7 protein-coding genes and 1 pseudogene are annotated in these 8,032 nt (G+C 67.9%); 3 read left to right on the plus strand and 5 right to left on the minus strand.

Annotation, left to right across the window (positions count from 1 at the left end):
* The first annotated feature begins 73 nt into the window (after positions 1-73).
* Together gyrB and H0T81_RS07130 are read left to right on the plus strand one after the other, a co-directional pair.
* Complete coding sequence (gene gyrB / locus H0T81_RS07125; protein WP_294011352.1) at positions 74-2,605, plus strand: DNA topoisomerase (ATP-hydrolyzing) subunit B; 2,532 nt, start codon at positions 74-76, stop codon at positions 2,603-2,605.
* 22 nt (positions 2,606-2,627) lie between these two features.
* Positions 2,628-3,407, plus strand: coding sequence for an endonuclease/exonuclease/phosphatase family protein (locus tag H0T81_RS07130; protein WP_294011342.1), 780 nt, complete (start codon positions 2,628-2,630; stop codon positions 3,405-3,407).
* Between the two features lie 52 nt (positions 3,408-3,459).
* Here H0T81_RS07130 and rpoN read toward each other — a convergent pair whose 3' ends face one another.
* From rpoN to H0T81_RS07155, 5 genes are read right to left on the minus strand one after another with little or no spacing between them, the layout of a single operon-like run.
* The gene (rpoN, locus tag H0T81_RS07135) at positions 3,460-4,962 is read right to left on the minus strand and encodes an RNA polymerase factor sigma-54 (protein WP_294011344.1); all 1,503 of its coding nucleotides are present in this window, start codon (positions 4,960-4,962) and stop codon (positions 3,460-3,462) included.
* Between the two features lie 13 nt (positions 4,963-4,975).
* Positions 4,976-5,749, minus strand: coding sequence for an LPS export ABC transporter ATP-binding protein (lptB, locus tag H0T81_RS07140; protein WP_294011346.1), 774 nt, complete (start codon positions 5,747-5,749; stop codon positions 4,976-4,978).
* 8 nt (positions 5,750-5,757) lie between these two features.
* The gene (locus H0T81_RS07145) at positions 5,758-6,297 is read right to left on the minus strand and encodes an LptA/OstA family protein (RefSeq protein WP_294011348.1); all 540 of its coding nucleotides are present in this window, start codon (positions 6,295-6,297) and stop codon (positions 5,758-5,760) included.
* 5 nt (positions 6,298-6,302) lie between these two features.
* Positions 6,303-6,938 (minus strand): LPS export ABC transporter periplasmic protein LptC, encoded by a 636-nt coding sequence (locus tag H0T81_RS07150; protein ID WP_294011350.1) that lies wholly within the window; start codon positions 6,936-6,938, stop codon positions 6,303-6,305.
* Positions 6,939-6,946: 8 nt separating this feature from the next.
* Positions 6,947-7,570, minus strand: coding sequence for a ribonuclease D (locus H0T81_RS07155; RefSeq protein WP_294011354.1), 624 nt, complete (start codon positions 7,568-7,570; stop codon positions 6,947-6,949).
* Between the two features lie 232 nt (positions 7,571-7,802).
* Between H0T81_RS07155 and H0T81_RS07160 the strand changes: the two are divergent.
* Positions 7,803-8,032: pseudogene (locus H0T81_RS07160) on the plus strand (cold-shock protein); the annotation flags it as partial.

The raw sequence follows: 8,032 nt of genomic DNA on the forward strand, positions 1-8,032 counted from the left end.
GCTCCTCGCCGTCGCGCCAGATGGTGAGCTCGAGCCATTCGGAAAGCGCGTTGACGACCGACACTCCGACCCCGTGGAGCCCGCCCGCAATCTCGCCTCCGACGCCTATGGTGCCGACTCGATCAAGGTGCTCAAGGGCCTCGACGCGGTGCGCAAGCGCCCGGGCATGTACATCGGCGACACCGATGACGGCTCGGGCCTCCACCACATGGTGTTCGAGGTCTCCGACAATGCGATCGACGAGGCGCTCGCCGGGCATTGCGACAGGATCCTGATCACGCTCAACGCCGACGGCTCGGTCAGCGTCGAGGACAACGGCCGCGGAATCCCGACCGGGATCCACGAAGGCGAGGGCGTCTCGGCGGCCGAGGTCATCATGACCCATTTGCACGCCGGGGGTAAGTTCGAGAACGCGTCGGACGACAATGCCTACAAGGTCTCGGGCGGGCTCCACGGGGTCGGAGTGTCGGTCGTCAACGCGCTTTCCGAATGGCTCGAGCTCACCATCTGGCGCGACGGCGAGGAGCATTTCATGCGCTTTCGCCACGGCGTGCCCGAGGCGCCGCTCAAGCCGGTCGGCAAGACCGACAAGCTCGGCACCCGGGTGACCTTCCTGCCGAGCAGCGAAACGTTCAAGACGCTGGACTTCGACTTCGAGCGCCTCGAGCACCGCTTCCGCGAGCTGGCGTTCCTGAACTCGGGAGTTCGGCTGGTGCTGGTCGACGCCCGCCACGACGAGCCGAAGGAAGTCGAGCTCTACTACGAGGGCGGGACCGCGGCGTTCGTCAAATATCTCGACCGCGCCAAGACTCCGCTGGTGCCCGACCCGATCGCCATCCACGGCCAGCGCGACGACATCGGCATCGACGTCGCGATGGAGTGGAACGACTCCTATTACGAAAACGTGCTGCCGTTCACCAACAACATCCCGCAGCGCGACGGCGGCACCCATCTCGCCGCGTTCCGGGCGGCGATGACCCGCACGCTCAACAACTACGCGGAGAAATCGGGCGCTCTCAAGCGCGAGAAGGTCAATCTCACCGGCGAGGACATGCGCGAAGGGCTGACCGCGATCGTCTCGGTCAAGCTGCCCGACCCCAAGTTCAGCTCCCAGACCAAGGACAAGTTGGTCAGCTCGGAAGTCCGCCAGCCGCTCGAAAGCCTGATCGCCGACAAGCTCGCCGAATGGCTCGAGGAAAATCCGGGCCACGCTCGGATGATCATCCAGAAGGTGATCGACGCCGCCGCCGCGCGCGAGGCCGCGCGCAAGGCTCGCGAAGCCAGCCGCAAGTCGGTGATGGGCGTCTCGTCGCTGCCCGGCAAGCTGCACGACTGCACCGAAAAGGACCCGGCCAAGTCCGAATTGTTCCTGGTCGAGGGCGACAGCGCCGGCGGCTCGGCCAAGCAAGCGCGGGACAGCCATTACCAGGCGATCCTGCCGCTGCGCGGCAAGATCCTCAACGTCGAGCGGGCGCGGTTCGACCGGATGCTCTCGTCGCGCGAGATCGGGACCATCATCCAGGCGCTCGGCACCGGCATCGGCCGCGAGGAGTTCAGCCTCGACAAGCTGCGCTACCACAAGATCGTCATCATGACCGACGCCGACGTCGACGGCGCCCACATCCGAACCCTCCTGCTGACCTTCTTCTACCGGCAGATGCCCGAGCTGATCGAGGCGGGGCATCTCTTCATCGCCCAGCCGCCGCTCTACAAGGTCAGCCGCGGCCGCTCCGAGGTTTACCTGAAGGACGACGCGGCCCTCGACGAGTACCTGGTCGACGTCGGGCTGGATGGGCTGGTCCTCGAGGGCCCCGACGGCCAGCGCAGCGGCGCCGACCTCCGGACCCTGGTCGATCATGCCCGGCGGGCGCGCACCTTGATGAGCTACGTGCCGCGCAAATACGACCCGGCGATCATCGAAGCGCTGGCGATCAACGGAGCGTTGAAGCCCACCCTGGACGACGCCGGCCGCTCGAAGGCCATCGCCAGGGTCGCCGCCTGGCTTGACGCCGCCGACCCCGAAGCGGGCTGGACCGGCGAAATCGCGGCCGAGGGCGGCTATCTGTTGAAGCGCCTGTGGCGCGGAGTGACCGACGCCCATGTGATTGAAAAAGGGTTTTTGGTGTCCGCCGAGGGGCGCAAGCTGCACGCGCTGGCGAGCGAGCAACTGCCCGCTTATGCCGGTCCGTCGACCCTGCGCGTGCTCAAAAAAGGGACCGCGCCGGTCGCCGAAGCCGCTCCCGCTCCGGAGCCGCTCGAGGGGGAGGACGCCGGAGACGATTCCGAAGCCGCCGAGACCGAAGCGCCCGAAGCCGACACCCGCAAGACGATCCCGATCTCGCGCCCGTCCGAGCTGCTCGACGCGGTGCTTGCCGCCGGCCGCCGGGGCTTGTCGGTCTCGCGCTACAAGGGCCTTGGCGAGATGAACCCGGAGCAATTGTGGGAAACGACGCTCGACCCGCCCAATCGCTCGCTGCTCCGGGTCGAGGTCGCCCAGGCCGACGTCGCCGACGAGATCTTCACCCGCCTGATGGGCGACGTCGTCGAGCCGCGCCGCGAGTTCATCCAGGAAAACGCGCTCAGCGTCGCCAACCTCGACGTTTGAGCATCTCGTCAATATTGGCGGCATGGTGACCAGTCCGCCGATCATCACCGTCGCCAGCTATAATATGCGCAAAGCCATCGGCACCGACCGGCGGCGCGATCCGCAGCGGGTGCTCGACGTGCTGCACGAGATCGACGCCGACGTGATCGCGCTGCAGGAGGCCGACAAGCGCTTCGGCGGCCGCGCCTCGGCCGTTCCGCACGAGCTGATCGACGAGCGCGGGCTCTACAAGCCGGTGCAGTTCGGCCTGCGCCACCGCCGCACGCTCGAACGCATCCCCGGCGGCTTCGGCGACAGGGCCGAGAAGCTGATCAAGCTGCGGACCCGCAACATCGGCTGGCACGGCAATGCGCTGCTGGTGAAGCGGCACATCGGAGTGCTCGACGTCTCGGCGATCGACCTGCCGACGCTCGAGCCGCGCGGGGCGGTGATGGCCGAGCTGCTGATCGGCGACCGGCCGCTGCGCGTCATCGGCATGCACCTCGATTTGTCGGGCCTGTGGCGGCGGCGGCAGATGCGCGCCATCCTCCACGCGATCGCGGCCCGGGTCCAGAAGATGCCGACCGTGCTGATGGGCGACACCAACGACTGGCGCGAGGTCAACGGCTGCCTCAAGGAACTGGGTCCCCACTTCCAGGTCGCTCCGACCGGCCCGAGCTTCCATTCCCGGCGCCCGGTCGCCTGCCTCGACCGGATCATTGTCCACAACGATTTGCGGATCGAAGCGGCGGGAGTGCACATGAGCCCGGCGGCCAGGCGCGCGTCCGACCACCTTCCGGTCTGGGCGCGGCTGACGGTCTGATTTCTGTATTCCTGCGAAGGCAGGAATCCAGGACTGGGCAGGAGCACATGGGTTACTTCCCGCTGATTTTTCGCTCCCGCCGCCGCTGGATCGACGAGCCGATGCCCATCGCCTCGCGGTACTTGGCGACGGTGCGCCGGGCGACGTCGAAGCCGCGCTCGTTGAGCAGGTCGACCAGCGTGTCGTCGCTGAGGATTTCGGTTTCCTCCCCGATCAGCTCGCCGATCGCCGCCTTGACCGCTCCGGCCGCGGCGCCCTCGCCGCCTTCGTCGCTCGAGCCGACCCCCGACGAGAAGAAATATTTGAGCTCGTAGAGGCCGCGGTCGCACAGCATATATTTGTTGGAGGTCACCCGGCTGACCGTCGACTCATGCATCTCGATCGCCTCGCCGACCTCGAGCAAGGTGAGCGGCTTCAAGCCGCTGACTCCGCGCTCGAAGAAGCCCTGCTGGCGCTTGACGATCTCCGACACCACCTTGACGATCGTCCGCGCCCTTTGGTCGAGCGCTTTGACCAGCCAGTTGGCGGTCGTCAGGCACTCGCTGAGCCAGGCCTTCGACGCCTTGTCCTGCGGGCCGCTTCGAAGCTCCTGATAGTAGCGCCGGTTGACCAGCAGTCGCGGCAGGGTGGCGCTGTTGAGCTCGACCGCATAGCCGTTCGCGGTGCGCCGGACGAACACGTCGGGAGTGACGCTGTCGCTGCCCTCGTTGGAAAAGCGGCAGCCGGGCTTGGGGTCGTAGGCGCGAAGCTCGCGGACCATGTCGGCGAGGTCCTCGTCGTCGACCCCGCAGATGCGCTTCAACGCCGCCATCTGCCCGCGCGACAGCAATTCGAGATTGTCGATCAGCCGCGCCATCGCCGGGTCGTAGCGGTCGGCCGCCCTGGCTTGGAGCGCCAGGCATTCGGCGAGGTTGCGGGCGCCGACTCCGGGTGGGTCGAGATCGTGGACGATGGCCAGCGCGCGCTCGGCCTCGGCCCGCGATACGCGATGGTCGGCGGCGATGTCGGCCAGCGGCACCGTCAGATAGCCGGTCTCGTCGAGCAGCTCGGCGATCGCCCGGGCGAGATCGCCGTCGTGCCCGCCCAGGCCGTGCAGCTGGGCGAGGAGATGCTCGCTCAAGGACGCCTCGCCGGCCTCGAGCCGGTCGAAGTCGAAGCCCTCTTCGCTGCTGCTCGATCCGCCTGAACCGCCGACGTCGGCGTAGCTGTCGGTCTCGAGCGCCTGCTCGTTCCAGTCGATGTCGAGCGGCTGGTCGTCGCTTCCGTTCAGCGACGCGATCAGCTCGTCGGCGCCGGGATCGGGCGGCGGCTCGTCGCTCGCGGAATCGGCCTCGAAGGAAACCGGTGCGGCGACCGGCGTTTCGCCTTCCTCCTGGCCGCCGCCTTCCTCCTCGCCGCCGACCGCCTCGATCAGCGGGTTCTTCGACATTTCTTCGGCGATGAATGCTTCGAGCTCCAGGTTGCTGAGCTGCAGCAGCTTGATCGCCTGGGTCAGCTGGGGCGTGAGGACCAGCGACTGGCTTTGGCGGATGTCGATGCGCGGGCCGAGCCCCATGGCTTTGCTGCGCCTAAAGCGCGAAGCTTTCGCCGAGGTAGAGCCGGCGGACCTCTTGGTCGGCGACCAGTGCCTGCGGCGTGCCCTGGAACAGCACCTGGCCATCGTAGATGATGCAGGCGCGGTCGACGATGTCGAGCGTCTCGCGGACGTTGTGATCGGTGATCAGCACTCCGATATCGCGCTGCCTGAGCTCGCGCACGAGATCGCGGATATCGGAGATCGAGATCGGGTCGATGCCGGCGAACGGTTCGTCGAGGAGCATGATCGACGGGTCGGCGGCCAGCGACCGGGCGATCTCGCAGCGCCGTCGCTCGCCGCCCGACAGCGACAGCGCCGGTGAATCGCGAAGCCCGGTCAGCCCGAATTCGCCGAGCAGCTTTTCCAGGCGAGCCATGCGCGCTCGGCGGTCGGGCTCGGAGACCTCGAGCACCGCGAGGATGTTCTGCTGGACGGTGAGCCCGCGGAAAATCGACGTTTCCTGCGGCAGATAGCCGAGGCCGAGAATCGCCCGCCGGTACATCGGCAGCTCGGTAATCTCCTGCCCGTGGAGGAAGATCCGACCGCTGTCGGGCTTCACCAGCCCCATGATCGAATAAAAGCAGGTCGTCTTGCCGGCGCCGTTGGGGCCCAGCAGTCCGACGACCTCGCCGCGCGAAACCGACAGCGACACGTCGTTGAGCACCGCCCGGCGGTCGTAGGCCTTGGCGATCGAGCGGACCTCGAGCCCGCCGTTCGCGAGCGCCTCCTCGGCCGCCGTCCGAGCGAAGGTTGCAGCCTCGTTCATCGCGGGCCTCAGCGGTCCCGCTGCGGGACCGTGAATCGGCCGGTCACCCGACCGCCGCTCTGGCCGACTCCCGGCGCCCCGCCGTCGATCACCGCTCGGCCGGACTGGAGGTCGATGACCAGCCGCGAGCCCATCACCTGCGATCCCGCGCGCCGGAGCTGCACGTCGCCGACCAAAGTGATCAGCTTCTTGTCGAGGTCGTAGATTCCGAAATTGCCGCGCGCGGTCTCGGACGGGCTTCGGACGACGACTCCGCCGGCCGCGTCGAGACGCCGGATCTGAATTCCGCCGCCGCTCGAATAAGCCACCGTCAGCCGCTCGGTGTCGAGCGACAGCGACGCCTGGCGGACCTTGACGTTGCCGGCGAAGATCGCCCGGTCGGCGCGGTCCTGGACCTCGATCCGGTCGGCGGCGACGTCGATCGGGGCGTTGCTGTCGTGCCCGCGCAGAGCCGAAACCGGGTCGCGGCCCTGGGCGAGGGCGCCTTGAGCGACGGCGGCGCCGGCAAGGGCGGCCGCCGCACAGGACAGGAAGGCGAGCCGGCGCATGGCGATCATCTGACCGCCCCCTGCACGATTTTCAAGCGAGCGTCGTGGAGCACCACCGTGCGCTCGCCGAGGTCGGCGCTGAGGCTGCTCGCTCGAAACCGGCCGAGCCGCATCGCGCCCGAGACCGGGCCCGAGCTCGTCAGCCGCCGCTGCTTGAGGTCGACCAGCACGTCGCTGGTCTCGAGCCGGTAGCCGTCCGGCCCGGCGACCCGCACCGGCCCGTTGACCGCGACCTTATGAGCCTCGAGATCGTAGCGGGCGAGGTTCGCGACGATATTCAGCGGTCCCTGCGCAAGATCGAGCCGAGCCGTCATCCCATTGATGTCGACGATCGGGACGTCGGAGCTGCGCTGGATCGCGGAGGCCGCCTCGATCGAGAATTTCTGGCCGCGATTGTCCTCGCCGACGTAACGCGCCGACTCGACCCGCATTCGCTCGGGCGCGTTGTCGACCTGGTTCTTGTCGAGGATGAAGCTGGCGTCCCCGTTCTTCTCGAGCGGCGCGAAAGCGAGGATCGCGATCAGCGCCCCGACCGCGCTCGGCAGCGCGACCTTGGCGACCCGCACCAGCCGGTCGTGGCCGCTGCCCGGCACCGCCCAATGCTGGCGGAACAGGCGCTCGCGGGTCGCGGCCTCAGACATGGAGCGCCTCAGCCGTAATGCGCGAACACGTCCTGCTCGGCCCAGCCGGCGAGGTCGAGCAGCGCCCGGTGGGGGAGGAAATCGAAGCAGGCCTGGGCAAGCTCCATCCGGTTCTCGCGCACCAGCCGCTCGTCGAGCGTTTCCTTCAGCTGGTGGAGGAAGCGCACGTCGCTGGCCGCATATTCACGCTGCGCGTCGCTGAGGACGTCGGCGCCCCAGTCGCTGGTCTGCTGCTGCTTTGAGATTTCGATGCACAGCAGCTCCTTGACCAGGTCCTTGAGGCCGTGCCGGTCGGTGTAGGTGCGAACCAGGCGCGAGGCGGTGCGGGTGCAATAGAGCGGCGCGGCGATGATCCCGAGGTAGGCGCGCATCGCGGCGATGTCGAAGCGCGCGAAATGGTAGAGCTTGAGCCGATCGGGGTCGCCGAGCAGCGCCTTGAGGTTGGGCGCCGAATAGTCGCTGCCGTTGGCGAAGCGGACGAGGTGCTCGTCGCCTTTGCCGTCGGCGAGCTGGACCAGGCACAAGCGGTCGCGGCCGGGGACCAGGCCCATCGCCTCGGTGTCGACGGCGATCGGCCCGTCGGCAAAGACGACGTCGGCGGGCAGGTCCTCCTCGTGCAGATGGATGGTCATTCCGTCGTCCTTAAAACCGTTCGACATCGCCTCTACGCACGCACCGCAAGGCACTCTAGTCGCTGTTGCGCCGCGCTTGCCACCCCTAGAGCCATAGAGTCACTAGAGGAGGCGCTGTTTTTCCTGTAAGGCCGTGAACGGTGCGTGAGCAGGACGCGCCGCGACCGGTTGCGCCTCTGGGCCCAGCGCGTTGGTTTTTGATGGTTACGGGCACAAGGAAGTTTGGACGGGCATGGGTTTCGACAAAGGGCGTAAAGGCGACCGGGGCGGTCGCGGACGAGATAAGCGCGACGACATTTTCGCAGAAGAGAGTTCAGGTGACCGCGGCGGCTTCGCCGATCGCGGTTTCGGCGGCGGTCCTCCCGCCCGCAGCTACGGCGGCGGTGGCGGCGGTGGCGGCTACGGCGATCGTGGCGGCGGTGGCGGTTACGGCGGCGGCGGCGGCGGCGGTGGATTCCGCGG

The organism is Sphingomonas sp., from assembly GCF_013812825.1.
Taxonomy (GTDB): Bacteria; Pseudomonadota; Alphaproteobacteria; order Sphingomonadales; family Sphingomonadaceae; genus Sphingomicrobium.